Annotated in this window: 20 protein-coding genes; all 20 read right to left on the minus strand. The window is 58.4% G+C overall.

Translation table 11 applies throughout. The features are described from left to right. Positions 1-34 precede the first annotated feature (34 nt). Positions 35-3,049, minus strand: a complete 3,015-nt coding sequence (locus VO84_RS07390; RefSeq protein ID WP_058186938.1) for a ligand-binding sensor domain-containing protein — start codon at positions 3,047-3,049, stop codon at positions 35-37. Positions 3,050-3,109: 60 nt separating this feature from the next. Further along, the gene (locus VO84_RS07395; RefSeq protein ID WP_197413941.1) at positions 3,110-4,231 is read right to left on the minus strand and encodes a quinone oxidoreductase family protein; all 1,122 of its coding nucleotides are present in this window, start codon (positions 4,229-4,231) and stop codon (positions 3,110-3,112) included. Positions 4,232-4,323: 92 nt separating this feature from the next. Further along, positions 4,324-7,167 (minus strand): NHLP bacteriocin export ABC transporter permease/ATPase subunit, encoded by a 2,844-nt coding sequence (locus VO84_RS07400; RefSeq protein ID WP_197413942.1) that lies wholly within the window; start codon positions 7,165-7,167, stop codon positions 4,324-4,326. Positions 7,168-7,237: 70 nt separating this feature from the next. Then, a complete protein-coding gene (locus VO84_RS07405) occupies positions 7,238-9,448 on the minus strand; it encodes an NHLP family bacteriocin export ABC transporter peptidase/permease/ATPase subunit (RefSeq protein ID WP_082662039.1) in 2,211 nt (736 codons plus the stop codon). 12 nt (positions 9,449-9,460) lie between these two features. Next, complete coding sequence (locus VO84_RS07410; protein ID WP_058186943.1) at positions 9,461-10,735, minus strand: NHLP bacteriocin system secretion protein; 1,275 nt, start codon at positions 10,733-10,735, stop codon at positions 9,461-9,463. A gap of 18 nt (positions 10,736-10,753) precedes the next feature. Then, on the minus strand, positions 10,754-12,343 hold the full coding sequence (locus VO84_RS07415; RefSeq protein WP_157439783.1) for a TolC family protein: 1,590 nt from the start codon (positions 12,341-12,343) through the stop codon (positions 10,754-10,756). Further along, entirely contained in the window at positions 12,340-13,632 is a 1,293-nt protein-coding gene (locus tag VO84_RS07420; RefSeq protein WP_058186948.1) for a hypothetical protein, read from the minus strand. The genes VO84_RS07415 and VO84_RS07420 overlap by 4 nt, the downstream gene beginning before the upstream one ends. A 23-nt stretch (positions 13,633-13,655) precedes the next feature. Beyond that, a complete protein-coding gene (locus VO84_RS07425) occupies positions 13,656-16,712 on the minus strand; it encodes a type 2 lanthipeptide synthetase LanM family protein (protein ID WP_058186950.1) in 3,057 nt (1,018 codons plus the stop codon). Beyond that, positions 16,709-18,484 (minus strand): hypothetical protein, encoded by a 1,776-nt coding sequence (locus VO84_RS07430; protein WP_082661816.1) that lies wholly within the window; start codon positions 18,482-18,484, stop codon positions 16,709-16,711. Before VO84_RS07430 ends, VO84_RS07425 begins: the two co-directional genes overlap by 4 nt. A gap of 284 nt (positions 18,485-18,768) precedes the next feature. Further along, positions 18,769-19,119 (minus strand): NHLP leader peptide family RiPP precursor, encoded by a 351-nt coding sequence (locus tag VO84_RS07435; protein ID WP_058186955.1) that lies wholly within the window; start codon positions 19,117-19,119, stop codon positions 18,769-18,771. 109 nt (positions 19,120-19,228) lie between these two features. Next, entirely contained in the window at positions 19,229-19,528 is a 300-nt protein-coding gene (locus VO84_RS07440) for an NHLP leader peptide family RiPP precursor (protein ID WP_058186957.1), read from the minus strand. A 123-nt stretch (positions 19,529-19,651) separates the two neighbouring features. Continuing rightward, positions 19,652-20,017 (minus strand): NHLP leader peptide family RiPP precursor, encoded by a 366-nt coding sequence (locus VO84_RS07445; protein ID WP_058186959.1) that lies wholly within the window; start codon positions 20,015-20,017, stop codon positions 19,652-19,654. A 60-nt stretch (positions 20,018-20,077) separates the two neighbouring features. Then, entirely contained in the window at positions 20,078-20,437 is a 360-nt protein-coding gene (locus VO84_RS07450; protein ID WP_058186960.1) for an NHLP leader peptide family RiPP precursor, read from the minus strand. A 250-nt stretch (positions 20,438-20,687) separates the two neighbouring features. Continuing rightward, positions 20,688-21,656 (minus strand): JmjC domain-containing protein, encoded by a 969-nt coding sequence (locus VO84_RS07455; RefSeq protein WP_058186962.1) that lies wholly within the window; start codon positions 21,654-21,656, stop codon positions 20,688-20,690. Positions 21,657-22,533: 877 nt separating this feature from the next. Continuing rightward, positions 22,534-23,010: an SMP-30/gluconolactonase/LRE family protein gene (locus VO84_RS23140; protein WP_269431418.1), complete on the minus strand. Its 477-nt coding sequence runs from the start codon at positions 23,008-23,010 to the stop codon at positions 22,534-22,536. Further along, positions 22,917-23,417 carry an SMP-30/gluconolactonase/LRE family protein gene (locus tag VO84_RS23145; RefSeq protein WP_197413944.1) on the minus strand — a complete coding sequence of 167 codons (501 nt, stop codon included), beginning with the start codon at positions 23,415-23,417 and terminating at the stop codon, positions 22,917-22,919. Before VO84_RS23145 ends, VO84_RS23140 begins: the two co-directional genes overlap by 94 nt. Positions 23,418-23,434: 17 nt before the next feature. Continuing rightward, entirely contained in the window at positions 23,435-24,091 is a 657-nt protein-coding gene (locus tag VO84_RS07465) for a 3-oxoacid CoA-transferase subunit B (protein ID WP_197413945.1), read from the minus strand. Positions 24,092-24,156: 65 nt separating this feature from the next. Next, positions 24,157-24,690 (minus strand): SDR family NAD(P)-dependent oxidoreductase, encoded by a 534-nt coding sequence (locus VO84_RS07470; RefSeq protein WP_058186964.1) that lies wholly within the window; start codon positions 24,688-24,690, stop codon positions 24,157-24,159. Between the two features lies 1 nt (position 24,691). Beyond that, a complete protein-coding gene (locus tag VO84_RS07475; protein ID WP_082662040.1) occupies positions 24,692-25,417 on the minus strand; it encodes an MFS transporter in 726 nt (241 codons plus the stop codon). A 72-nt stretch (positions 25,418-25,489) separates the two neighbouring features. Next, positions 25,490-26,296, minus strand: coding sequence for an SDR family oxidoreductase (locus VO84_RS07480; RefSeq protein WP_197413947.1), 807 nt, complete (start codon positions 26,294-26,296; stop codon positions 25,490-25,492). Positions 26,297-26,305 lie beyond the last annotated feature (9 nt).

Consider the following 26,305-nt stretch of genomic DNA (forward strand, 5'->3'; position numbering starts at 1 on the left):
TTTCCGTCGAAGCCGGGGATCGCGAGGGAAAGGCCTACGCTGTGCCGGCATGGCTATCATCCTTCAGCGCAATCACTAAGGTCACGACGGTTCCTAAGCCAGAAGCCGAATGCAGTGTGTACTTGCCGCCGATGAGGCTGGCCCTCTCTTCCATCCCGATCTGGCCAAATCCATGCCGGCCTACCCCATCACCTTCCCTGGGGACGAAACCCACTCCGTTATCGCCAATCGTGATGCGTACCTGCTGAGGCGTTCTTTTGATGGTGATCATCGCTTCCGTCGCGTGCGAGTGCTTGACGATATTGTTCATGCCTTCCTGGATGATTCGAAATATATTGATCTCGACGTCCGAAGAAAAAATGGAGTCGATTGAATCGATATCGACTTTGAATGTCAGATCGTGACTATCCTTGGTATTCCGGATCATCGATTCGATCGCGCGTGTCAACCCCAGCCGATCAAGCTGGTAGGGGCGAAGGTTGTGTGCGATCTCCTTCATCTCTTCAATGATTTCGGCGGAAGCATTCGAGATTTCGTGCAGCTGGGCGAAGGCTCGCTTGTGATCGCTCGGGGTGCTAAGGCTGATCATCGCTCGATTCCTGATAATCGCCAGACCCTGTCCCAGGCTGTCATGCAGCTCGGCGGCAATGCGCTTGCGCTCCGCCTCCTGAGAGGCGATCAACTGACGCGAAAATGCGCGTTGCGTCGCCTGCTGCTGCTTCAAAGTAGAGATGTGCTGAAACCAGCCAAAGCAGATTGCTCCGAGCACCAGCGCGATAACCGCCGTCCTGAACCACCATGTCTGATCGATGCGAGGAAGAACGGTGACGGCCAGGCTTCTCCCGTTCGTGTTCCACACGCCATCGCTGTTGGCTGCAATCACCCGGAACGTGTAGTTACCAGGCGGCAAATGCGAATAATAGGCAGTTCGACGCCCGCCTGCTTCGACCCAGTCGTGGTCCAGGTTCTCGAGCTTGTACTTGAACTTGATCTGGCTTGAGTTCGTCAGGCTGGGAGCGGTATAGGATATTTCGAGGTTCTCGCGGCCCGGCTGAATTCGGACTGCGTCATTGAGGTTGACCGGCTCGCGGTTGACTGCAGCGGACTCAATCACCACTGTGGGTGGCGTTGTGTTCACGGCAACGTGATCAGGATTGATGATGGCCACTCCATCCAGAGTCGGAAACCAGAGCTCACCCCGCCGGGTTTTGATTCCGGCCGGCGACTCCCCTCCATTGCATTCAGGATTACGCATGCCATCGCTCTTTCCGTAGGCGACAGAGGAAATTGTGCGCGCCGCACCTCGCGCGAACGCGTCAAGATCGGCCTTAGCGACCCGGTAGATGCCGCGATTGCAGGACATCCACAGATACCCGCGGGAATCTTCCAATATCTGAAAGACACCGCTGTCGAAGAGGCCGTCTGATGTTGTAAATCGCGTAAGGTGGCCCTCTGCGAGGCGGGCCAGTCCGCCGTCGTACGTGCCAATCCACAACGTGCTATCGCGATCCTCGTACAAGGAGCGGATGCTATTGCTCGGCAGACCGTCATCCTCAGTCCATCGCTTGAATTTTCCGTGAGACAGGCTGGTAAGTCCACCGTAGCCGGCCATCCAGAGATTCCCCGCACGCCCGTCGATCATCACTCGCACATCATCGCTTGCGAGTCCGTCTTTGGTGGTGAGCACGCTCCATTTCTCGTCCTTGTAGCGAAACAGTCCCCGGCTCGTCCCGAGAAACATGGCGCCATTTTCGTCCTGGTGGATCGCGCGCACATCGTCGGGAAGTTGAAGATTCCCGGTCTTGACGCGCTCGACTTTGCCATCGCGGATCGTCTGCATACCGGGGCTGGTCGAAACCCACAGGGCTCCATCGCGATCTTCGCCGATCGAATTTACCCGATTGGAGCTAAGGCCATCTGCAGTCGTAAAGACCTTGAGTGTTCCGTCACTGAAGCGCACCAGGCCGCCGTTCCAGGTCCCGATCCAGATGGCCCCGGCGTGATCCTGAAATATGGGATAGATGTTCCTGTCCGGCAACCCCTCTTCTTTTGAGAAGGAGGTGATGAGGGCGTGCCGGATGCGGAACAGTCCCTGGCCATCGGTGGGCAACCAGACATTGCCTTCCCGATCTTCAAAGAATGAGTTGAAAACGATGCGTTGTGTTTGTCCGTGCGACGGGAGGCTCAGGTACGAGATGAAGCTGGCTCCGGCTCCGGCATGGATTCCAATCTGAAAAACGTCTCCGCGTGAATCCCGATAAGACGACGTCAGGGCGTTTGTCCCCGTTTGCTTCGCATCCGGGCGAAAAATTGGAGTCCAGTGCCCATTGCGCAGTTTCGCAAATCGGCCATCTGCGGACGCCAGCCACACGATGCCGTTGAGGTCCTGTCCCACACGCACTACGCCATTCAACGGCCATCCATGCGGAAGCGGATAGTCAGTCTCCTTCCCACGAGAGAAGAGATGCACACCCTCCTGATCGACGGAGACAAAACCGAACGAGCCATCGGGCAAAAACGGGGTCTCGCTGTGAGGAGGCACCGGGACGAACTTCGACTGACCTTCGTTCCATTGCAGAATTGCGCCATTCGACAATGCCCAGATTCCGCCGTGCTTGTCGCCGGTCACTTGCTGGACTACGTTCGAGGGCAGGCCCTGTTGACGGGTATAGGTGACGAAGCGGCCCTGGCGGTAACGCGTGACTCCGTTGGTTTCGGTTCCCGCCCAGAATTCGCCCGTATCCGAACAGTAGAGTGAATTGAAACGGTTCCCGAGGATTCCCGGCGTATTACTCCGGTCGAAGACAGTGAAATGCACGCCGTCGAAGCGAACCAGACCACCCATGGTCGCCAGCCACAGGTAGCCATCCGGCATCTGGCACACATCACGGACGACTTGCTGCGGCAGGCCGTTTTCCAGCGTCCAGTTATCAACCTGGTATTGCGCGAAGGCCGCGGGGGCTAAGGCGAAAAGTGCCGCCAGCCACCACAGGAAACGTGCTTTGCGGCAGCGGAGACGGGCGGCCCATCGGGAATTGTAAATCTGCATCGGTTTGAGCACGAATCGGGCATGAGCAGCCCCACGCTGTTTGGCAATTCTAATTGCGAATCAGTCGTACTGATAGATTACTTTTCCGAACCGATCACGGGCGTTGTAGGTCCGGTCGAGAAAGGCGCCCACATCGCGTCCTGAGTAAACGGAATCGACGGCCACTTTCAGCGTTCCTCTGTCATAGTCATCCAGCGCCGCCCGCAGATCGCTGGTCAAGCCGATGCAGTTGCCGATGATGTGGAGGTTCTTGAGCATTACGCTGATCAGCTCACGATTGGTGCGGTAAGAACGAGGCCGTTGCTGGTGAATCATCTCAAGATACTGATCGTAGAGACCGCAGGTGATGTATTTGGCGCCCACGGCCATCACATCGATCGACCGCGACAGATGGAGATCGAAGTAGGGGTCGATCACAAAGTCGAATCCACCGATGCGCGTGACCAGCGGACCGATGACCGGATGAGCTGCAAAGGTTTCGCACTCCGGATCAACCACGATCAACTCCTTGACCCCCATGCGCTCCAACTCGGCCGAAAAACTGTTCGAGGTGCTGATGGCAAAAACATTCACGTTGCGCTGACGCAAGGCCTGGATCGCGAAGAGAGACGTGTTCGATTTGGCAGCCGTCACCAGTACATTCGCTCCATCGAAAATCTCCAGCCGTCTGACCATGCTGTAGGTCGTCTGCGCTCCGATGCTGAATGCGGCGGCCGTCGCGTCCGGTATCGAAGGAGGAATCTTGATAAGTTTTGACTCGTGCAGAATCTGGATTTCCTTCGAAGCATGATTGGTTGGCACACCCGGACTGACTCCCTCGAAATCGGCTTTCGGATAGTTGTTATTGCCAATAACCCTATCGCCCACGGCAAGGCTTGAAACCGCCGGCCCGATGGCAAGCACCTCTGCCACGAACTCCGAACCAACGACGTAGAAGCCAGTATCAACGCCCTTGATAGTCATGGAGAAGATGCGGTTCTTGTCTCGGTAGTTGAGCGAAAAAGCCTTCACCCGGATGAGCACATCGTGTTCGCTGCCGGGTTTCTCTTGGCTAAACGCGGGCTCGGGAGTTTCGACAATCCCGCAGGTGACCGGAACATCGTTCATCACAATCGTGTCGATCATCGCGTCCTGGGGGAGCATCATCTTCGTCTTCGCGCCTAGAATTGCAAAATTTCTCAACTTCGCCTCCGTGATTTCAACCGCACTTGATTTAAACCTCTCTTGCTACCTGAATATCGCCGTCTCCAACCGTCATGCCATCGTCGTTCGAACTAGACCAGTTGCCTCCTTGCCAGTGAAGCGAAGAGGCCATCCTGTTCCAACAGTTCTCCATATGTTCCGCTCTGCACTACTCGGCCCTGATCGATGACGAGAATCCTGCTGGCGTTCACTACGGTGCTCAAGCGATGAGCAATTACGATGCGAGTCGCGCGCAGACCTTCGAGACTGCGACTCACAATCGCCTGCGTCTGGTTGTCGAGCGCGCTTGTGGCTTCGTCGAATAGCAGGATCCTGGGTTTGCTCACGATGGCGCGCGCAATCATGAGGCGTTGGCGCTGGCCGCCAGAAAGGCCGCCTGTTTCGCTGATTACGGTGTGCATGCCCATGGGCATTTGCCGGATGTCCTCATCGAGCCCAGCCAGCCGCGCCGCCTCCCACGCGTCGTCGAGCGTCAGCGGCTTCGAACCGATGATGTTGGCGAAGATGTCTCCGCGAAAAGGAAAGCTGTTCTGCAGCACTACCCCCATCTGGCGGCGCACCGATTGCACATCGAGGCCGCGCAGATCTTTTCCGTCATATGACACCACGCCTGTCTCCGGGCTTTCAAATCCAAGAAGGAGCCGGAAGATTGTCGACTTGCCGCAGCCTGAAGGCCCCACCACGGCGATAAATTCGCCTGCCTCTACGCGAAAGCCAACATCCTGCAAGACCGGCGGCTTGTCGGCCTGGTAGCGAAACGCAGCGTGGCTCACCTCGATCTGCCCGCTTAGCTCTCCCGGTGCTGCCTTGGCGTTGTCAACCTCCGGCATCGTTTCGAGTATCGGTTTTGCGCGCTCAAAATACGGCACCAGGCCCATCACCTGCGGCACCGCGCTCGCCAGCGTCATGCTTGCCAAAAACATCTGGCCGAATGCAGAGTTGAAAGCCAGAAACTCACCCGCGCTGAGCGGAGCGGCCCATTCCTTGACGGCATAGAAAATTGCCATCGGGCCCAGAACCATGTAGGTGGTGTTAAAGATCGCAAACCGGTTTGTGAGTTCGCGGCTGCGCCGGGCAAACATTCGCTGCTTCGAGTACCCTTTAGCCCATTCTCCGAACGCTCTGCTTTCCGCGCCCGAGACACGCAGCTTGGCAACGCCGCTCATCAGTTGGAACACGCTGCCGGAAAGCTTACCCAGGACCTTTGTCAATTCACGCATGACGCGTAGTTGCCGCTTGCCGAGCGCGAGGGTCGCGATCACCGCGATCAACACCAACCCCAGGGCTACGAGGGCGAGCTTCCAACTGTAATAGAACATCAACGCGAGATTGAAGAGCGAGAAGATGCCGGAGACAATCGAGTTGGCGAGCGTGCCGGTCAGCGCCTTGCGTATGCCGTCAATGCCATTTGCCCGGTCTGAAAGATCGCCGGCCGAGTAGTTGCGGAAGAATGAAACCGGCAGGCTCAGGAGCCTGTCCCACACGGCTGCCTGCAACGATGCGCCCATCTTGCCTTCCACGCGAAGCAGAGCGAGGCTGCGTGTGATGTCGAACATTACGGTGCCGATCGCGCCCACCAGCAGCAGACCGGATAGTTCAAGCAGAGTTCTGCGCTGCGCTGCGGGAATGATCGTGTCGAAAATCATCCCTGTGAAGATCGGCGTCAGCAGGCCAAGCAGACCGCCTGCGGTGCCAGTCAGCAGCACGGTAACGATTTCGCCAGTGCAATGCTTGCGGGCAAAGTCGAAGAGATCACGCGCGTCGAGTTCTTTGACAGGGAACGGCCGATAGAAGGTGAAGGCTAACGGCTCCAGTGTCAACGACAACTCTGCGTCGACCGCCTTGCGCGAGTTGTCCCTTGGATCATGCAGCTCGTAGTGGCGTTTAACGAGCACCAGAGCGACGGGTTGCTTGTCCAGTGTGTAGCCCAGCAATGGGCCGTGATCATCGTTCCACCACGGCCCGCGCAGCAGAACGCGGCGCATGCGAACGTTGGAGGCTCGTGCAATCTCGCGCAGCGGATCTTCTCCGACTGTTCCTTTTGAGGATGGCGCCGGACCGCGTATCGCAATCCCGAACGGAGCGGCCGCCATCTGGCAGGCGATAACCAGCAAATCCAGCTCGCGCCCTTCTCCGGCAAAATCGTCTTTCTGTTTTCCCATCAGCGGAGCGGCCAGACGCGAAAGTGCCGCGCGAATCTGGCTGCGGTCAGAGCGGTACTTACCGCTCAGCCGCTTTTGTTCGAGCCGATCGGACTCCGCGAAGTGCACGGCCAGCGCCGAGAGCATGAGGGTATTAAGGAAGTCCAGAGCCTGAAGCTGATGGCCCAGTGCTTGCAGCTCGCGAGTGTCGACGCATTCGAATGTAGAGCCCTTCGGAGCGTCGATCCATGTCTCGGGCGTCAACGGAAAAAAAATATCCTGTGGAATCGCCAGCGACGAATCACTAAGAAGTCGCGAGGAGCCGGTTTGCTGCCTCACCCATACAACGCCGCGTGCGCTCACCTGGTCCCCGTCTGAGACTGTCTTGAACGGCTTGCCCGGCTCCGCGAGGCTCAATGTCCTGGGCATTTTTTCCGGAGCGACAGAACCCGACAGCGACGTAACCCAGCGATTCAACAATGCCGTTGCTGATGCGGCCGGTTCACCATTCGGGTCCGCAGTAAAGACGTCCGTTACGTTCACCTTCACCAATGCGGCGTTCGCCGATCCTACGGCCAGCATCTTTGAATGTGGGTGATCGCCGCCGGCTCCGAATCCGAAAATTGCATCGCCGCTGGTGGCGCGCAGTACGTGACGCCTGGGCCCGGCGTCACCTTCGTTGTGGTCCTGCACGAGAAATACATCGACTGTCCCGGCTTCAATCAACCACGCAGAGTCCCGATCATCCAGAAGAATGGGCCTGTGCGCAGGCATTTCAATTCTCGAAGTTGCACCATTGCCGGATGTGAACCCGTTTTCATTTGACATAGTGGACTCTCGGCTCTCAACCTGCGTGGATCAGCCGGGCATACGGACCCGCCGTGTTCATCATTTCTTCGTGCGTACCCCGCTGCACGACTTTGCCTCGTTCGAGGACAACAATTTCGTCGCAATCGCGGATGGTGCTCAGCCGGTGCGCGATGATGACTGCTGTGCATCCGCGCCTCCGCAGTGAATCGTCAATCAGTTGTTCGGTCTTCACGTCGAGTGCTGCGGTCGCTTCATCCAGCACGAGGATGCGTGGATTGTTGGCGAGGGCGCGGGCGATTTCCATCCGCTGGCGTTGGCCACCGCTGAAATTTCTGCCTGCCTCCTCGAGTACTGAGTCGTAGCCTCCGCTGCGCCGCACCACGTCATCGTGAATCTGTGCATCTCTGGCCGCCTGCATCAGGACTGGCTCGCTCACGCTGCTGTCCCACATGGTCAGGTTGTCGCGGATGGTGCCTTCGAAAAGCAGAATGTCCTGGTCTACGACCGACAGTGAGTTCAACAAGACCGGGCGCGGGATGTCGCGCTTCAGCATGCCATCAAAGAGAATCTCACCGGTCCAGGGCTGATAGAGACCCGTGATCAGCTTCGCTATGGTAGATTTGCCGCTGCCGCTCGCGCCCACAATGGCGACGCGGCTGCCCGGCTTCAACGTGAGATCGAAGTCCTGGATGAGGGCTGGCTCGAGACGGCTGTATCCAAACGAGATTTTGCGCAGTTCTATGGAGCCCCTCAGCCGTTCACCTGCATCCTCGTCAGCGGCCGGCGCATTGATGCTGGCCAGTTGTGGCTCCGTAGGATAGCGAAGCACGTCGTCCAGCCTATACATTTCGCCTTCCGTGGTCTGCAGCTTTCCGCCGAGTTCGGTAAGCTTTTTCACCGGGTCGGTAAAGCTCCGCATCAGAGTTTGAAATGCCACGAGCATACCGATCGTCAACAGGCCATCCATGATGCGATAGCCGCCGATCGCCAGCACCAGTGCGCCGGTAATCCCGGACAGGAGCGGTGGAACTGTGGACAGGATTTGCGACGACACGCCGAGGCGCTGTTGCGCGTTCACGACCTTGGCATGTCCGCCGGACCAGCGAGCGAAGAAATCGGTTTCCGCCCCCGTAGACTTTAACGTCTCGATCATGAGCAGGCCGCCCATCGTTACGCCCCACAGCCTGCCCTGATCCTGCAGAAGGCGGCGATTGTGGTCGAGCCGTTTACGGGAGACATACTGCAGCGCAGCCAGGTTAAGCAACGCGGCTACGACACCGACAATCGTCAAGGGCACGTCGTAATGCACCATCAACAACGCATAGAAGACGATCACGATCATGTTTACTGCGTTGGTTGCGAGGTCGCCCGAGAGCAGCGTAGCCACGCGGTCATTGATCTCAATGCGGGCGACAATCTCTCCTGGCTGACGCTGGGCGAAAAACTGCATCGGTAGACGCAAAATGTGCCAGAAGAACTTTGCCGTCGTACTCACGGCGAGCTTGATCTCCATGCGCAGCAGCGACGATAGCTGGAACTGTGTCAGCACAGCCTGCACGATGGCGGTAAGAAACATCAGCAGCAACAGCGGCTTGAGCCAGTTCTCCATTCCTTTGATCAGGTAGTTATCTACGAAGACCTTGGTAAAGGTCGGAATCACCAGCCCCGGAATCACAAGCGCCAGGCTCGCCAAAAACACGTAGCCAAACTCCAGCTTGCTGCCTGCCAGCCGGCTCGCCAATGCGCGAAGCAAGGACGGATTGTTACCGCCGCGTTTGAATTCCGGACCTTTTTCAAATGTCAGCACAATGCCCGTGAACGACTGATCGAATTCCTCTGCCGTTACCGAGCGCGGGCCAGTCGCAGGATCGCTTAGAAAATAGCGGCCTGGTGTAACGCCCTCGACCACCAGGAAATGGTTGAAGTTCCAGAAGACGATAAAAGGCAGCGCAAGTTCGTTCAGTTTTTCCAGCTCGGCTTTCAGGCCCTTCGCCACCAGGCCGTATTGCCGGGCCGCCTTCAACATGTTGCTTGCTTTTGAACCATCGCGCGAAACTCCGCAGGCTTCGCGAAGTTCCTCGAGTGGAACAATCCGTCCGTGGTACCCAAGAATGATCTTGAGGGCCGCCGCTCCGCATTCCACCGCTTCCATCTGGATCACTGTCGGCGTCTTCACGCGCCGATACGGCCGGCGAAATCGAGAGACGATTCGTGCGAGCAGGCTTTTCCCCGGGTTGTCCGCCATATTCCACATGGTCTAAAGGCCCAGCTTCTTCTTGATGTACGGCATTACAAGCTCGATCGGCCGCTGCTTGCGAGTGACGATCTCCACGGTGGAGACAGACCCGCTGGTGATCTCTTCGGAAGGCCCGTTGCGCGATGACCATGCATATCCGCTCCGCGTTTCTGTGCTTTTGCGTAACGTCACATGCACTTCAGTCACCGGGCCTTGTGCCGTCATGCTTCGCGCCAGCGTCTCATTTTCAAATGCGTGCGTGATTGCTTCCATCGTTGCCGGATACGCCGCAACCGAGTCCACCGTACCGAGCATGTATCCGTACTCTTCCTGCTGAAATCCTGAGGGCGAAACATGTGCTTCCATTCCCGGCTTGATCTGTTTCACGTCGCTGGAAAGCACGTAGGCGTAGACGCCGAGATCCTGACTGTTTTGGGCATCGCCTCTTCGCTTGGCGGCCTCAATGCTCAGAATCGGCTGGCCAGCCGCCACAAGCGCACCCTCGTATGAAGCTACTTCCACCACGCGCCCGGCATAGGGTGTCACCACAGTTGAAGTTCGATGCAGATCCTGTTCCATCATCTGGATCTCATGAACCGTGCCGCTGATCTTGTTGTCGTAATCGAGGGTCACCTGTGCCGTGTCGTTATCCATCGCGACTCTCTGCGACTGTATCTGCGCGATCTGTGTTTCGAGCTTCTGCACGTCTGACTCGAGTGAGGCCACCTTCTGCCTGGTGGTCAGAGCCGCCTGCTTGGTGATTAAGCCCTTCGCGACCAGCTGTTCGTCTTCCGGAATCTGCTCTTTGGCCCACTTGATTTGATCCTGCGTGTCAGCAATCTCCGATTCCGTGCTGGCCGTCTGCTTTTTGAGCGCAATGAGTCTGGCAGCGTCGCTTTCTTCGCGCTCTGCAATGGCGCTGTTTCGCGCCTGCTTCGCTTCTACAAGCTGCTCTTGCGCGTGCTTCAGTTTGTCCTCAAGAGCCGGCTGCTCGATCTGCGCCACCACCTGGCCCGCACGCACCGAATCTCCGACCTGCGCGTGCATGTTCAGAATGTTGCCCGTCCCTTGCGCCACCACCACATTCACGCCGCCGGTGCGGGAGATCACGCCACGACCCGCAACCGTGTCGTCGCTCGATCCCGTCACGCTCCAGACAATCCCCGCTATCAGCGTGCAGCACAGCGCGGTCAACGCGATCCAGGTGCGCGCCGTGGTCACTTCCAGCAGCTGGTCAATCTGCTCGGGAGACGACAGGCGATCTAACGAGACCTTGCGAAACAGTGCGGTATCCATTCCTCGCGCCCAGCCTCTCTATTCGTTGCCCCATTCAAAGGGCGGCTGAAGAAAAATAGTCTTGTCCACGCTTTGTACCGGTACACTCGCATCCACGACGGTTCCCGTTGCAAAGCGCAGGTTGGCGAGCGCGACAGCATAACCCAGGTGTGCTGAAACTTCAGCGAGCAGCGCGGAGTTCAGATAGTCCTCCATGGTCGTCACATTGACCAGCGTGTTTCTTCCCAAGTGAAACTTCTCCACTTCGTTGTTCAAAGCCAAGCGGTAGTACCCCACCGCTTCCCGCGCCTGGCGAAGTGCGCTCACGCTGAAACTGAGGCCAGTTGTCGCTGTCACTACGCTGGAGGCGGCGGTGCGCGCCACTCGGTCACGATTCAACACTGCCGCCTGAAACGCTGCGCGCGCCTGAGTCCATTGACCGGCAGCTGTATCGTTGCGAGGCGGAAAGGAATAGGTAATCGAGCCCGTCACGTTGGCTCCTCGTACGTTGTCGAACAGCGCGCCAAACGGCTTGCCATATGGCGTGCCAGTGGCTATGCCGTTGTACCCGGTGCTCAGGCTCGCGTTTAGCTGCGGTAACAGCTGATTCTGTGCGGCAGGCAGCAATTGCTTCGCCGCCGTCACCTGAAAGTCGGCTGCAATCACATCGGCGCGGAGTTTCAGCGCTGAACTCACAAACCGGTTGGTCAGAGCCGGCGTCACGCGGGGATCGCCTTCGATTGCCCAGTCCGGTAAATTGTCGAGCGTCTCCGGCAGTTCCACCAATTGGCTCGCACTCAACCCCATCGCCAGTGCCAGGTTTTGCCGCGCGGTAGCCAGCTGCTGCTCCGCGGCAATACCAGTTGCCTTGCGATTGGCCAGGTTGGCGACCAGCTGATTAATTTCGCCTCGCGCTACACGATCCTTGTCGATCAACATCTGCACATCCTGCAGGTATTTCTCGCCTCGCGTCTCGGAGTCTTTCGCAATTTCCAGATTCTGCGCTGCCGCCACGGCGTTCCAGTATTGAATTGCCGTCGTGGCCAGCAATAGCGCCACTTCCTGGTTCACATCGCGCACATTGGCCTGTACAGTGCTTCCCGCCGATTTCTCCTGCGCATCGACTGCATCGCGTCCACGCCCGCGCAATAAGGGAATATTGATCTGGAAGGCAACCTGCGATTGATTCAGGCCTTGCCGCGTCGAGATGTTGTCCGTGGTCCTGGTCAATGTGGCCGTTGGGTCAATGGAAACGCCGTTCCGAAAAAGCTTCGGTGTCTCGATCGTGTAGGTGGTGTTGTTCTGCGCCTGCGCATCTACGATGAGTCCCGCCAGAGCGTATTGGGCTGCCTGTGCTGCCGTCAGCGGATTGGTCAGATGGTTTTGCAGGTAAGCTGCATTGATTGACAGGTCAAACGCTCCCGCTGAGGCCCGCAAAACCCCTTTGCTGGATTCCAGTTGCTGCACCTGCAGCTGGAGATCGGGGTTCTGTTCCAGCGTGGTTTTCAACGCGTCCAGGAGGGTGATCCCAGGATGAGGAAGTTCAACCGCTTCCTGGCTCAGACAAGTAACGCAGCGAGCCATGGGAGCCCACAACACGAGCAGACGCAACCACCATGGGCAACTCAATGCGTCCTCCCGTGATCGCGCGGCTCGCTGGTAGCACGGCTGAGCATCTGTTTCAGGTCACCGGGGGCAATCCATTGATGATGCACGGCGAGGTAAGCCTTCGCTGCAGGCGGATGGTCCGGCACATGGACAACCTTCACGTGATGCAGCCAGCGAAAGAATGCGCTTTCAACGCGGCCGCCGAGAAAGGACGACAGCGCCAGCAGTTCCCGCGGCCACATCTGCGGGGTGACTCGTTCGTGCGCCAGACCGGCCCACCGCACCAGCCCATCCGCTTTTGGCTCCACGCAAAGACCGCAGGACATCAGGTAATTCATGAATGCGCGAAGCTTCGTCAGATCCTGCGCCGGGTAGCACTCAAGCCCAATCTTCGGCATCACGCTATCACCGACATCAATGTCAAGATCGATTCGCTCAACGAGCGGCGCCAGCTTGTCGACTGTCGCTTCGACTTCCCCGCGCGCGCCCTCCCAACCAATGGCTTCGAGATATTCCGGGATCTGCACACTCGCGAGGCCACGGACACAGAGCCGAGTTACCGCCGTGGCGCGCGACAGCATCAGGCCCACCTGGAAGATTCGCGCTCCTGCAGGCAGGAGGTTCACGCAGCATGCAACCTGGCGGCAAATGGATCGATCCAGCGGGCGGCCGAGCAGCAGAGGCAGTGCCTGGTCCGTCAGCCACGCACAGTGCTCCGGCATGCGCTTCAATCTGCGCGCCGGTTCACGCCGCGCCAGCAGATTCGATCCAAGGAAAAGGCTCGGCACCGGGATGGAAGCGGGCTTTCCGTCCATATCAAATTCCATCCAGATGTTGTGCACTGCTTCAAAGAGAGGAGACGTGGGATCGTCCCACGCCCTGGAGAACGCAAACACTTGCTGCCACACCGGGTGCTGGTTGAAGTTCGCCGGCAGACTCCGTCCCGGGCTCCGGTCCGTCAGTACCTCGCGACCGCCCTGGCTTGCTCTCGAACAGACCAGAAAATCGGCAGTCGGCGCAAGGACGCCCAATGGACACTCGAAACCGAAGAAATCTGTCACGGCGCCGGGCAGCAAATTCGCGACGTGGCCAATCTCTGCGAGCGAATCTCGCGATATGAGGTCCGGGGAGACGTATGGGGCCGCAGCTGCTTCGATGTAATCGGCAACGGTGCTGTGCTGATCGCCGGGTACCTCGTCTCCGAATATTCGCGATAAGGCGTCTTGGCCGGCCGATTCCCAGCGCGCTGCACTCGGCGCAGTGGCAACGCCTCGCGGGAGACTCTGGATTGGATCGAATGTAGCGCTCATCTCCATCTCCATGCGGTTGGGAATCAGTTCCACAGAAACACCGAAGGAAATCTGTCAGGAGTGGCCGCGCGCAGAAATTCGTAGCCAATGCCCGAAACACCCTCGAATAAGCCGGGGAGAAATGTTTGCGCTGGAAGATGTGGATGGAGGCGGTATCCGCCGTCATTCGCGGCCTGACGCATCATACACGCTGCCTGACGCCGCGCCGTCTCTAGCGACGCAGTGCATTTCGAACGGCGGGCTTCTTCGAGCAGCGCATCGAAACGCTCCACTCGTCCGGGCAGCTCCTGGCCATCGAATTGACTGGGCACATCCTCGGCCACAATCGGAGCTGCCTCTCTTACCGCTTCAGCGCCATGCAGAAATCGCGTTTCTCCAGTAGCCTCGAATAGCCGCTCGAATGCATACGCAACGCCCTGTCTTCCTGAGGCAAATCCGCTACCCATCTTGCGGTGCATCGCGTGCTGCCCGGCGCCTTCACCGGCGCTGCCTGACAAAATCAGATCGCCGCATTGCAGGGCTATCTGTTTGTTGATCTCGGCCTGCAATGACAGAAGACCCAGAATCGCGCCAGCCAGCCCACCGAAAATGTCGATTGGCGTCTCGTGATTCAAGAACTGCGGTCTGATGAGCGAAGCCGCACGGTGCGCCACCTGCAATGGAGTCTCGTCGTCGAGGAGTTTCGCGGCCCGCGCGCAGCCGTAGACAATGGATCCCAGGCCTGTCAGGCCGAGCGGCAAATCGTGAGCAGCGTTCTTCCTGCCGGATCGCAACCTCAACTCGTACGCAGCAATCAAGCGTTCGATGGGCTTGATCGCGGCCAAAGCGGTTTCGCGATATTTATCAATTCCTGTTGCCGCATGAATTGACGCCAGGAACAGCATGATGCCGCTGACACCGTCGAACATTCCCGGCCCGAGCGGGCCAAAGTTGTAGCACCCGGAATTCGGCCGCCGCGAAATGCTGATCCACGTCGCACTGCCATCATCTCCGCGCACCGCTTCAGCCAAAATTCGATCAGCGATGCGGACAGCTTCATCCACCAGTTCGCTTTCTGACGCCGGCTGCATCCTGCAGGGCTGAGTGGCGGCCACGTTTCCGTTCGCGGGAGATGTTTGATGGCTCGCAATCTTCGCCGAAAACGATCCGCGAATAATCTGAATCTGCCGCTCCAGGTCATCGGCTCCAAGCCGCCGGAACCGGTCGAGAACACGCTCATAGCCCGATTGCACAAAACAGTTCTCGATCATGCCGGCAGGGCCCAGATCGAGGTTCCTCCTGCGCGGAGACACCGTAAAAAATGGAATATCGAGATCGCTCAGCGAGCGCTTCTCTGCCTTGAGGAACGGAGAGAATCTGCCGTGCGTTTCAGCGGCACCAAGCACGCGGGTCAATACTTCAAGCCCCACCGAGCGATCGGCGCCATCGCGCAACATCCCAGCATCCATCGAGTTCTTGAGGATAGAGAAGTACGTGGCTGTATCACGAAAGACGAGGCGCATGGGAGCATCAGCAAGTGCTTCGAGTGGTCCTCCCGCACTGAGGAGAGCTTCGCGCTGCGCCGTGAGCAGCGCGTACATTTCGCGAAACCCGGACACGATATCTTCGACAAAGCGTCCGGGATCGGCCTGATCGCCGCTGGCGAATGGAACGTTCCCGTTTCGCGTCGCGCGCACTTTGACTGCCTGCCGCGTCAGGTCGTCAGTCGCGACCCCCTGCCACACCATCGCCTGTACTTCTTCACCGCCAACGCCACCGAGCGCGCTTGGATCATGGAGCTGTCCGCCGTGCGGTCGCCACCAAGGCAGCATACCCACGCGCAGGACTGAAGCATTCATCCATGACAAGGCTCGCGACTCTGCCCACGAGTCGCTTTCCTGCTCGACGCCGCTTTCGAGCGAGGGCACGATCAATGTCTCTGCATCAATCAGCATCGGGTGCTCGCCGGCCGCGATCAGATTTTCAGAATGAACATCGTTGCTCTCGAGCAAGTAGAAGAGGCAAAGCAGCATGCCGCTCCGCTTGTAGAACCGCGCTCGCGCAAGATCATCGGCCGGCGCACCATGCTCCACAAATTCAACCCAGCCGTATCCGGGGCGCACCAACACGTTCAGTCCCCTTAAAGGCAGGGTTGTTCCCGCTGCGTTCAACCACTCAAGCAGCTGGCTATACGCTTCTTCCGTCTCCAGGCTCTTCGGCTTGTAGACAATATTCAGCCCTGAAGTGAATGTGACGATCGTGACCGTGCGGCCGCCGTGATGAGGATCAGAGAGACCAGCCGCGAGACGTTCAACCTTACCTAACGCTCCCTCCGGCTGAAAGCTTGCTCTCAAGGCATCGAGATCGCTGGCGAGCCGTGTCAGAAATTCGGCACCGGCGTCGATCCAGTTGCTCATCAGTTTCGCTACTGCCCGCGCAAGCACGCAGTACTCCTCAAAAAACGGCACCAGGCCGCCCGTCTGCATCTGGGCAATGAACAACTCATGGATCCGATTTGCGGGCTCGGCCGTCGCCTGCGGCAGCCGTCCTCGAAAAAGAGCCGGCTGGTACTTCATCCGGAAGAGCGAAAACTCCAGAATCAACGCAGAACTACACGAGTTCACAAGCCAGGAGAGAAGTTTGCGCTCCATGCCGGCGTGAGCGCCATCACTCAGCAGCTGGTAAGCCGAACCCGTCATTTGCCGCAGCCGGCAACTGGCTGCCTGCACAAACGGCTCCACGATTTGCTCAAACGGCCACGGATCTTCGGCGACACGAAAGCGCGAGCGCTCAGCCGGAGGCGCGGCTGCTGCGGCCAGCCCTTCGTTCAGCAACTCAATCCAGCCGGGAATTGCCACCTCTGGCTGGATCGGCCCCAGCGCCCTGCGCGCCTGCTCTTCGCTAATTCCTTGCAGCGCGAGCAGCTTTGCAAATCGGTCGCCGTCGCCCTGTGCCGCAACCTGTTTCCACCGTTCGATGCGTTGCTCGATCTTTTCCGGGTCCACAGCATCGTGCGGTGCAAACGCACCTGTTGCCAGACGCTCTTCCAGCGTGCTGGCTCGAGCCGCGATGTCTCTTGAAACCTCTGCGCTCAGCCTCATTGGACCAGGCTCCCGCACACTGGCTCGTCCGCATAGGCCGGCAGGGCAAACGCAGCGATGTAGTCTTCCTGTTGCCTGCATTGATAGCGCGGATGGACCTTGGTCGCCGGACTGGCGTCAACGCGTTCCGCATCGGCAGGTGCACTGAGCGCAGAAACGGCGACTGCCGTGGCAATCGTCTGGTACGTATCGCTATACAGCCACAGCTCGTGGCGGCAACCGTTGACGTCCAGCATCTGCGGCGCGTTTGCAGCGTCGTCGTTTTCCGCATTGCTCGCAGCGCGAAAGGTTGAATAGAACGGCGTACACGCCGGCCACGCACCACTGCGCCGCTCGATCATCTCGGCCAGACGCAGCTGGCACATCTTCAGTTCGCGGCCGCTATAACCAAGGTTCGAGAGAGCAAGAATAGCGAAGCTCGTCGAAAGCGCTACATCGAACGGGCCGAATGAATGGTCCGGGTTCATACCGGCAAGAATCTCCTCAAGCAGCCTTTGCCGCAATCCTTTGGCGTAAGGATCGAGCCGAATGGCGCGCGCCAGCGCCCAATCCACGAGGTAGGGATTGGCAAAATACAATCCCGACCGCGTCTCGAATCGCTCTTCGAGATAGTTAAGCGAAGTCACGGCCGGCAGATCCGCTTCCGCGCGCAGCGCTCTCACCAGACACGTCGTCGCAAAATCTGGCTGGCACCAATGCCGGTTCGCATCGACGATCTTCATCCGCCCGGGCTCGGCCGTCTGCGCCCACAGCTGTGGATAGTAGCCGCCTTCTCCGTCAGCAAATTGCTCGAGCGCTTCTATCGCCTCTGCATCCGGAACGGCCTGCAGCATCAGCACTGAATCCGTGGATGTAACCAGCCGCCCGGTATGAAAAGACCACAGCTTGCCCTGCCGGCCGGCCATAACCTTGGCCCGTAGTTTCGCAGTGGCCTCAGCACCCACATCGCCACGCTCATCGCCGGGATTTTGCTCAAGCGCGTGCAAAAGAAACCCCAGCGGCACCAGGTCGCCATAACCAAAGGCGCGCAGCGGGAACGGAGGATGGCACGTCATCGGCAGGCACACCTCGGTGGAACGCAGCGCCAGCTCCGCGGCGGCGGCGAGGCCTCGTTTTTTTGCGTGCTCAATTCTGGACTCTGCCGCCTTGATCAACCCGGCCTCGAGCCCTGCATCGATCTCCCCATGATTCAGAAAAAACTCATTGCAGTTGCCCGTTCGCGAATACCCAGCGAGCGCACCCGCATGAGCGTGAACCGGGATGCGATTTTGGAACAAAGCGACGTAGCAACCGTCCTCTATGTAGCCGCCCTCGTACTTTACGCCCACAGCTTGCAGTAGCTCGTAATGCTCTTCACTTGGCTTGCGATGAAAGATCGCGCGACCCTGCGCGTAGTGTTCCTGCGCCGTCAGGTGCAGCAGAACTGGCGGCAGCCCGGGTTTCTGCCCAAGGCCCAGGCAGTCCGCCTCATCCGGTGGAAGCATCTTCAGGTAACGCGCATAGCCTTCGAAGAGCGAGGTCTCCGGCGGCACAACCGCCCGGAGCGAGCCATCCTTGAACAGGTAGAGCGACGCATCGTTCTCCAGTGCGAAGAAGCGCCCCAACGGGCTCAGGATTACGTGGCTCACTCCACTCAGATCCAGCTGCTCCGGCAGAAAGTACATCGCGCGGAACTGAGCGTCATCGATCCATCGACGAAAGGCCTGCAGCCTAAACCACACCATCCAGTCCATAGAACCGGGCAGCGCTTTCAGGATTTCAATCATGTTCACGGTAACTCTCCTCGCTCCGTCGACGACGGCAGTTCACTCGGCCCGGCTCGCGCCTACGCCTGTATCCGCACCCGGCCCCTTGATTCGCCTACCAGCCAATCTTCTCTGCATTCAGCAGCGTTACTCCGGCTCCCGCAGCGGTTGCCGCCGAAAGAACGACCGATGCTATGAAGAACGCAACTTCCGTTCCGCCAGCAACACGCTCCATCTCGCTCCTCCATTGCTCTAAATTCGTTACAACTTCGTCCGGTTCTGTTGAGCCCGTCTTTACAAGGGGCCGGCCTTCACCAGGGATCGTTACGGGCCTGCATCATCCCCGTGCCAAACGTCAACACGCCGACGGTAATGGCCAGCGTGAAGATCGCGATGAGATCTGATCCGCCCGCCACTTTTTCCAGCTCCTCATCCGACAACTCGTTCAAATTCGTGGGAGGCAGCGGAATGGTGAAGTGCAGCGTGTTCGCATCTTCCTGGTTGACCACGATCTTCAAACCGGCCGGCAGCTTCTGGCCTATGTGCTGCTCGAGCATCCCTTTGGGATCACTCACCACCAGCTTCATGAACTCCGGGTCTTTCCAGCACTTCTCAATCAGCTTCGTTTCCAGGTCGCGGCGATTCGTCGTTGGCGTTTCCATTTTTCTATTTCTCCTCTTCCGCTGTGGGTAAAGTTGTGCAACCGCAGTTCATTCCGTGCCGGCCCGGCTCGCGCCTACGCTTGGATCCGCACCCGGGCCGTTGGTTCACCTACCAGGCGGGATCCGAACCAAAAAGCGCGCCAATACCTGTTCCGCCCGCCACGTTTTCCAACTGCGCGTCTGACAACTCGCTCATTTTCGTTGGAGGCAACGGAATGGTGAAATGCAGCGTGCTCGCATCTTCCTCATGGACCACGATCTTCAGACCGGCCGGCAGTTTCTGGCCCGTATGCTGCTCCAGCATCCCTTTCGGATCACTCAACACCCGCTTCTTGAACCCCGGGTCTTTCCAGCACTTCTCAATCAGCTGCGTCTCTACGGCGCGGCGATTCGTCGTTGGCATTTCCATTCCTCTATCCCTCCTTTTCCGTTGTTAGTAAAGTCGTGCGACTGCAGTTCATTCCGTGCCGCCGGCAACGCGCTCCAACTCCTCATCCGGCAGCTCGTTCAGGTTGGCCGGAGCGGGCAGCATTTACCAAAATTCGGGGCCGGAGTAGGCAAGAGTGGCACCCAATCCGCCCGCGCTCGCCGCCACAGTGACGACGCCGATGAGCAGAGAGATACCCAGGCTGATATCTGTTCCGCCTGCCACTTTTTCCAGTTCCTCATCCGACAACTCGTTTAAATTCGTTGGCGCCTGCGGAATGGTGAAATGCAGCGTGTTCGCATCTTCCTCGTGGACCACGATCGTTAGACCGGCCGGCAGTTTCTGCCCCGTATGCTGCTCCAGCATCCCTTTCGGATCACTCACCACCCGCTTCTTGAACTCCGGGTCTTTCCAGCACTTCTCAATCAGCTTCGTTTCCAGGTCGCGGCGATTAGTCGTTGGCGTTTCCATATCGCTCCTCCATTGCTCTAAATTCGTTACAACTCCGTCCAGTTTCTGTTGAGCCCGTCTTTACCAGACGTCGAGCTTGGTAACCACAGTCGCTATGCTCGCGCCCCCCACTGCAGAGGTAACAGCAATCGACGCGACGAGTAGGGTTATGGCGATATCAGTTCCGCCGGCCACTTTTTCCAGCTCCTCATCCGACAACTCGCTCAAATTCGTCGGAGGCGACGGGATGGTGAAATGCAGCGTGTTCGCATCTTCCTCGTGGATCACGATCCTCACACCGGCCGGCAGTTTCTGCCCCGTATGCTGCTCCAGCATCCCTTTCGGATCACTCACCACCCGCTTCTTGAACTCCGGGTCTTTCCAGCACTTCTCAATCAGCTGCGTCTCAATGGCGCGGCGATTCGTCGTTGGCATTTCCATTCCTCTGTTCCTCCTTTTCCGATGTGGATAAGGTTGTGCAACCGCCGTTCATTCCGTGCCGACTTGGCGCCCGGTGGCCTTCATGGCCTGCGGGGCAATGCAAGCACTGCGTAAATCCAATCTCCCGAATGCTACGGCGGCGCGCAAGCGTTATATTGCGACAAACAAAGGGCCGCCGGTCACGCCGCGACACAATTGCCCGCATGTCGTTTTACGCCGTGCCCTTCCAGGCGGCCGCCGGACATTGGCGCTACCTGGCCTGCGCTCGCCGCGCCGATTGCGCCCGCAGCCACAGGTCAAACAGGCTCTCCGGAGTGAATGACCCGAGCGAATCCTGCAGAATGGCGAGAGCCGCGGCAAAGTCCGCGCGCAGGTCCTCGGGCAATCCGCTCTCGATCGAGGGAGCCCAATAGCCGGGGACCCGGCTCCTCAACTCGATGCGGCCCAACGAGGGACCCAGGGCAAGCTGCAGTAGATCCAGCGGGGTGACACTCTCCATCGCCAGCGTCAGGCCCAGCGAACCGCCCACCGCCTCCGCCTGGTGCCACGTGCCCATGGGCAGGTACAACACATCACCCGGCGTCAGCACCACCTCGCACAGGCTCTCCTGTGCCGGTCGATGCACGGTCGTCCAGGGCAACTGCAAAACATCCAGGTCGCGTGGAAACGACACATTGGTCATAACCTTACGTAAGCCGGGCTCCGGAGAATACCACCACCGCTTGCTGCCCTCGATCTGCAGGATCATCACCGGATGGTGGTCCAGATGCAGCCCGAACCCGGCGCCGTCCGGCGACAGATAAGAATTGAAGAAGAACCGGCCCAGCAGCGCAAACTGCTCTCCCACCCGGTTTACAAACGCTGTGAGCCTGGAGTTCTTGTTGTCTATTGCTGAAGCGCAAACGGTCTTGCCGCTCGCCAGCATCTCCGGCACCTGGCCCGGCTTGATATTGAAATGCGCAGGCCAGCCCCTATCATCCGTATATCCAACTTTTAGATCCGCACAGTGCTCCAGGCCGGCAAAGAACGCCGCCTCGTCAAACAGGCCGGCAAACTTTCCCGCATCGCCCGGCAGATAGAGAGCTTTACGGTTCCAGTACTCGTCGAAGAAGGTATCGAGCTCCATCGGGTGCAGCAGGGAGCTCAGATCGCCGTTTACACCACTCGGAGCCACCAAACTCTGCTCTGCTTCCTCAATCCCAGCTTCCAGCATTGCCATCTCATCCTCCCTGCGGTCCGTTCCGGCTGTGCAAACCCGTCTGCGCCATACGCGAATCCGGGCAGCGTCGGTTCACGCCACCATGAGCGCATCGTGCAGACGGCCCGATCTGTCTCATCATTTGGCATGTATCAAGCCACCGCAAGCGGCGAATCGCGACACATCACGGCCTTGCGGTCGAAGTCGCGCGCCGTAGCTGTCTGCCGTGGCCATGCCGTGCTGCGCCGCGATTTACCGTGACCACAAAATGACCGTTTCAACGCAACCGCAGATTTCGCACTCGGAAAAATGAAACGAGCCCGCGATCGTCTTCCATAACTTCATAACGTGGAGTCCTGCGACGAACGAAATTACTCGCAGCTTCTAGGGTGACAAACCCATTGCCGTCTTCTTGTCACTTGTCGGTGCGCCAACAAACCCAAGGCTGTTGCGCACGGTAGCCTCCGCTATTGGGTCGTCGAACAGCAAATGACGTGAAGAAAGATTCAGTTCTTTCCTGCCTTGAACCTATGGAATATTGCGCTCGGTGAGAGCATTGGCAGTTTCTCACTAGTCAAGAATGGCAGTCGGCGGCAAGAGCTTAATTCGTGTCAGTTAATCAAGTCGCCTCGTGATAACGTCCTTTATCATGCACTACTTGGACTTGCAAGCCCGCGACGGGTTTGGGGTTATTTGCCCGAAATGGTGACTATTTCCTTGAATCGGTTACCGCCGCGAAATGCGTCTAATGGCATTCGTGGACCTTGGCGCATCTGTCGGGCCTCGCGTCCTCAATATGTATCCGTCGGGTCTCCGCCGCTAGACTTGCTTTGCCTCGCCGCTTCCATGCCCTCGATATCGCTTCGATTCCATCTTTCCGGAATCTTAGCGCGCCTGCTCAGGGCAGACCGGCGTGAGGAACTTCAACCCTCGTCATGAGGATAGAGGAGCGGTGATGTGCGGCGGCTTCGGTTTCGTCAAATGTGGGCGCGACGCAGGCGAAGAGCGTGCGTCCGTCGTCGCCACCCAGCATGCAGGCAAATGCGCACAGCCCGCCGGTCTCGAACTCCTGGACGATTGCGCCATCTTCGGTAACTCGGATAACGCGCCGGTTGAGAACGTCGGCGACCCAGACGGCTCCCTCTGCGTCCAGGCAAATGCCGTCGGGTACAACGGCCGCCTCCTCAAGGATCTTGCCTACATCCGTTGTTGCAGGCGGATCGCCGAAGGCAGCCCAGGTGCGGCGCTCGCTCAACGCGCCATTGGAGACGGTGAAAGCGGTCAGGCGGTTGGCCATCGTCTCGGCGATGATGAGCGTGCGGCGGTCCGGCGTAAGTACAGTGCCATTGGGGAAGGCGAGATCACACGCGGCAATGGCGGGCGCGCCATCGGGAGCGACACAGATAAGTACGGTGGGCAGGCTGGCTCGCCGCCGAACAAATCGAATCCAAAGTTGCCCACCCAGGCGCGGCCCTCGTCATCGACGAGCATGTCGTTCAGCTGGCCGGTCGCGAGCGCTGACAGATCAGCGTGCTCAACAATGGTCCCGTCATGCTCGCGGCGCAGTACCCTGCGATCGCACATGGAAGTGATGAGGAGGCGGCCGTCGGGAAGGAAGCCGATACCAGCCGGTAGGCCATCTGTGCGGGCATAAGTTTCGACGGAGCCGTCTATCGAAACCGCAAGGATACGCCGGGTGTAGCGATCAGAGAAGTAGAGACGGCCGTCGCGCCAGCGTGGGCACTCGGTGAACGAAAGGCCGTCGAGGAGAGTAGTAAACATCGACATAGTGAAGCGCATCAGAAAGGAAGCATCGGGCATAGATCCCGCGAATAGTGCACCCGGCACCCCGTCCATCGTTCTACTTCCTCCTGAGTGATACCTTCGGCAATTTCCTTCATCTCGAGTCCTTCACCGGAGACATGAAACCAGCCGAGCTCGGTAACAATGTCATGGACCACGCCTCTTCCTGTGAGCGGCAGGGAGCACTCCTCGACGATTTTGAAGGCTCCATCCTTCGCGTTGTGTTCCATGGCGACGATAACGCGAGCCCCACTGGCGACTAAATCCATCGCGCCTCCCATGCCTTTGACCATCTTTCCGGGAATAGTCCAATTCGCCAGATCGCCTCGGCTGGATACCTGCATCGCCCCCAATATGCTCACGTCCATGTGCCCGCCGCGGATCATGGCAAAAGCCTGGTCGCTGCCGAAAAAACTTGAACCGGGAAGGATTGTCACCGGTTGTTTTCCGGCGTTGATAAGATCGGGATCTTCGTGATCCGAAGAAGGCGGAGGCCCGATCCCCAGCAGGCCATTCTCCGACTGTAGAATCACTTCGATCCCGTCCGGCACGTAGGCAGCGACGGTGGTGGGAAGGCCGATACCAAGATTGACATAGAACCCGTCTCGAAGTTCCCGGGCAACACGTCTTGCGATAAGCTCTTTGCCGTTCACATTCAAAATCCTTCACTCAGGTGTTGTTCCGCCGGCCGAAGTTACACGCGTCTTTACGCTCTATGTCAGAAGTGGAAGCCACCGCTGCAGATGAGTACTTCCCCGGTAACGTAATCCGATAAAGGAGAGCAGAAGAAGAGCACAGCACCGGCCGCCTCTTCAGGGGTTCCGATGCGCCCCAGGGGACATTCCGCTGCGATCGACTCGAGCATCGCGGGCTGGACACCGATGGGAATGTCTTTACCGCCCAGGTTGATTTTTCCATCCGGCGAGAGTGGTTGCGTCATGCGAGTCTGGATGAGGCCAAAGCCCACCGCATTGACATTGACATTGTAGCGGCCCCACTCTTTCGCGAGAGTTTTCGTGAGCCCGATGACTCCGGCCTTGCCTGCAGCGTACCCTGCCTGACCGGGATTCCCATCCGTTCCAGAGATGGAAGTGATGTTCACAACCTTGCGCATAACGCACTGCCCCGCCGCTATCTCCTGTTTAGCGGTCTCACGAAGATAATCCGAGGCCGCCCGCAGCAACCGGAACGGCGCTACCACATGGATGTCTAACATCGCGAGAAACTGTTCGTCCGATGTCTTCTGGATCACGCTATCCCAGGTGAAACATCGCCAGCGTATGCCCGAATCCTGTTTTGCTCACTTGACCCGAAACGCCATCCAGACCGCCGCGACGAGGCTCAGGCACCAGAATCAGAACGCCGATCGCTGCGAATAGACCCACGGAACCGAGCAACACAAATGCATAGCGCCAACTGAAAGCAGAAGCGATGGAAGCGCCGAAGGCGATTCCCAACGCTGAACCAATCGGTGGTCCAATGTTATAGAGGCCCAGTGCTCTACCGCGACGACCGGAGGGAAAATAGTCGGAGATGATCGAGTACGAGGGTGGAACGCCGCCCGCTTCGCCGAAGCCGACCGCCATGTATGCGACGGAAAATTGCAAATAGCTGCCTGCGCCGCCGCACCACATGGTCGCCGCACTCCAGATTGCACATGCGACTGCCAAAACTTTCGACCTGTTCGTCTTATCCGCGAACCACCCCACCGGAATAGAAATGCAGCAGTAAAAGAGCGCGAAATAGAGGCCGCCAATTCGTCCAAGCTGACCATCCGAGATGTGCAGGCTATCCTGGATCGGCTTCGCAAGAATGCCCGGCAACTGGCGGGACAGAAAGTTCAGGACATACACCGCGCACAGCATGCCAAGCGCAATCCAGGCCCACGGTCCGGGTGAAGCAGGTTGCAGTTGTGACGGCTCACTGCCCTGCCCATGCGGTCCGACAGATGACCCAGATGTTTGCGTGGCTATGCTCATTTGCCCTTCATCAAAGAACCTCAAATAGGCCAGCCGCGCCCAGGTCTTCACGTCTTAAACTTAGGTCCCGACCTACAGATACTCAATATTGCCGTCTACGCCGATTGCCTGCCCCGTAATATTTCGACCCGCCGGCGAACACAGAAAGAGACACGTGAGAGCTACATCGTCCGCAGTCACCATGCGGCGCAGAGAAATCCTCTTGAGGTACTCCTCCCGCATAACTGTCTCTTCCACGCCTTCCAATTTGGCGCGAGCACTGATGACGCCATCCATCCTTGGTCCTTCCACAATGCCAGGCAGCACCGCGTTCACCCGGATATTGTCCGGACCGAGTTCGCTGGCAAGCGATTTAGCGATTCCAACGATGGCCCATTTCGTCGCCACATACGGGGTACGCCAAGGAATGCCCGAGCGACCGGCAACGGACGAAATGCAGATGATGTTGGCAGCCTTGGACGCACGCAGCATCGGCACAGCATGATGCAGACAGCGATACTGTCCATTCAGGTTGACTTCAATCGTGCGCTTCCACTCTTGTTCCGTGATCTTATCCACTCCAGCTGTCGGGCCCGCGATGCCCGCGCCATTAATCAAGACATCGAGGCCGTCAAATCTGGCGCGCTGAGTCTCAAATAATGCTGCAACCTGGCCCTCGTCGGCCACATCGGCATGGGTTGCCTGACAACTTGGAAAGGACTTCTGGAATACAGCCAGAGCAGCGTCATCAATATCGCAAACGTGAATCTCGGCACCCGTTTCAGCAAAAGCGGATGCGATGACGGCTCCAATGCCCGATGCGCCCGCAGTCTCCAGCACCCGCAATCCTCGTGGCGGATAGAGTCGATCCTGGAAGGTCATTCCTGATTCACCTCTCATTGAACTTCT

Origin of the sequence: Occallatibacter gabretensis, assembly GCF_001449115.1 — a bacterium.
GTDB lineage: Bacteria > Acidobacteriota > Terriglobia > Terriglobales > Acidobacteriaceae > Telmatobacter > Telmatobacter gabretensis.

Bases quoted from the DNA above. Each gene is read 5' to 3' on its own strand.
- VO84_RS07390 (WP_058186938.1), bottom strand. From the start codon at position 3,049: ATGCAGATTTACAATTCCCGATGGGCCGCCCGTCTCCGCTGCCGCAAA.
- VO84_RS07400 (WP_197413942.1), bottom strand. From the start codon at position 7,167: ATGCCTGCGCACAGGCCCATTCTTCTGGATGATCGGGACTCTGCGTGG.
- VO84_RS07405 (WP_082662039.1), bottom strand. From the start codon at position 9,448: ATGGCGGACAACCCGGGGAAAAGCCTGCTCGCACGAATCGTCTCTCGA.
- VO84_RS07410 (WP_058186943.1), bottom strand. From the start codon at position 10,735: ATGGATACCGCACTGTTTCGCAAGGTCTCGTTAGATCGCCTGTCGTCT.
- VO84_RS07420 (WP_058186948.1), bottom strand. From the start codon at position 13,632: ATGAGCGCTACATTCGATCCAATCCAGAGTCTCCCGCGAGGCGTTGCC.
- VO84_RS07425 (WP_058186950.1), bottom strand. From the start codon at position 16,712: ATGAGGCTGAGCGCAGAGGTTTCAAGAGACATCGCGGCTCGAGCCAGC.
- VO84_RS07435 (WP_058186955.1), bottom strand. From the start codon at position 19,119: ATGGAAACGCCAACGACGAATCGCCGCGACCTGGAAACGAAGCTGATT.
- VO84_RS07440 (WP_058186957.1), bottom strand. From the start codon at position 19,528: ATGGAAATGCCAACGACGAATCGCCGCGCCGTAGAGACGCAGCTGATT.
- VO84_RS07445 (WP_058186959.1), bottom strand. From the start codon at position 20,017: ATGGAAACGCCAACGACTAATCGCCGCGACCTGGAAACGAAGCTGATT.
- VO84_RS07450 (WP_058186960.1), bottom strand. From the start codon at position 20,437: ATGGAAATGCCAACGACGAATCGCCGCGCCATTGAGACGCAGCTGATT.
- VO84_RS07455 (WP_058186962.1), bottom strand. From the start codon at position 21,656: ATGGCAATGCTGGAAGCTGGGATTGAGGAAGCAGAGCAGAGTTTGGTG.
- VO84_RS23145 (WP_197413944.1), bottom strand. From the start codon at position 23,417: ATGTTTACTACTCTCCTCGACGGCCTTTCGTTCACCGAGTGCCCACGC.
- VO84_RS07475 (WP_082662040.1), bottom strand. From the start codon at position 25,417: ATGAGCATAGCCACGCAAACATCTGGGTCATCTGTCGGACCGCATGGG.
- VO84_RS07480 (WP_197413947.1), bottom strand. From the start codon at position 26,296: ATGAGAGGTGAATCAGGAATGACCTTCCAGGATCGACTCTATCCGCCA.